This is a genomic window from Niallia sp. MER 6 (assembly GCF_023714395.1).
Taxonomy (GTDB): domain Bacteria; phylum Bacillota; class Bacilli; order Bacillales; family Cytobacillaceae; genus Niallia.
On record NZ_JAMAUK010000091.1, the window covers coordinates 1 to 1,486 of the forward strand.

1 protein-coding gene is annotated in these 1,486 nt (G+C 37.3%); it reads right to left on the reverse strand.

Features of this window, described 5'->3' with window-relative positions; genetic code table 11:
* Nucleotides 1-1,231 (reverse strand): IS110 family RNA-guided transposase (locus M3600_RS28295; RefSeq protein WP_251648551.1); only part of this gene is annotated, 1,231 nt, incomplete at its 3' end.
* Between the last annotated feature and the right edge of the window lie 255 nt (nucleotides 1,232-1,486).

Below are 1,486 nucleotides of genomic sequence, written 5' to 3' on the forward strand. Positions count from 1 at the left end.
CTATATCTTGGAAAGTTGTTTTACTTTTTAACAGGGCAAAAACCCAATGTAAGAGCTTATTCACACAAGCAATAACAGCTACCTTAAAAGGCTTTCCTTCTTCGCGTTTTTTATCATAATATTTTCGCATTTTTTGGTTGCGAGGGATGATTTCATCCGTGGTTTTCTTTTTACGACAATCACGAATGGCACAACGAACTGCCATATACAAGGCATGACGTAGTCTACTTGATCCTCTTTTTGTAATACGGTTTTGGGTAGCTCTAAATTTACCAGATTCAAATACACTCGGATCTACACCAGCGAAAGCTACAAGCTTTTTAGGATGGTTAAATCGATCTATCTCACCGATTTCGGAAATAATCGTGGCAGCGATTTTTTCTCCAATACCAGGGATGGATTTGATAATATTATACTCTTCAATATCTTTAGCGAGAGCGTCTATCTCTGACTCTAATCTTGATAGATGCTCTTTGTATTGAAGAATAATGTTAATGTAAATACCTAAGCTTAATATATGACTCTGGTAGACGGTCTTTTCAAAGGGATTACGAATTGCCGCCTCTTTTAGTTTTATAGCTTTCTCATTTGCCCACCTAATGGAGCGACTTTTACATAATTCCTTTATCTTACTCGAAATTGTTTCATCATCCGCCTTTAGTATGTCTTCAGATGACGGAAATTCTTTTAGTATTAAGAGTGAAACCACAGAATACAAATCTCCAAAAACCCCTCGATATTCAGGAAATACTTGATCAAGTACAGCTTGAAATTGGAGCTTAGTTTGAATCATAACACCCGTGATATTTTCGTGTTGTCGCGTAAGATTACGAAGATTTAATAGCTGTATCCCTCGTTTTTTATAGGGCTCTAATTCCTCTTTGTAATACAGCTCGCAGAGATGAAAAGCATCAACTGCATCTGTCTTTACTTTTCTTAGACTTGTACTTTTTGCCTTGTAAGAAATTAATGGATTAATAATAATGAGTAAATATCCACGTTCTTCTAGATATTGAACAACTGGCGTCTGATAATGACCAGTTGCTTCTAGAATCACACAAGGTCTTTGACCTGTTTCTTGCTGCACCTGTTCTAAAAACTCAATAAGTGAACCAAGCCCCTCAAGTGTATGTGATACTTTAAAGCTCTTACGAAAAGGTTTGCCTTTATCTAAAAAAGCTTGAACTTGACTTTCCCCCTTTGAAATATCCAGACCAACGACTGGATTCATCCTCCATCATCTCCTAATCTTTTATTTGCCGGTACCCCTTATCTTTCTTGCAGTGTCACAGCTTCGCTTGTTATACGAGATCTATGTCCCAACCAGCCTCAATCATGTTTCTACAAGTAGGGGGCAAACTGTTTAGCAGACGGGATCTCTGTCCCACTGGCAGTTACGTTTTACCCCGGCTACAGTTATAATAAGCCCATATAAAAAATGGTCAACTAGAAATATTTTCATTTCTGGTTAACCTTATAATACGAA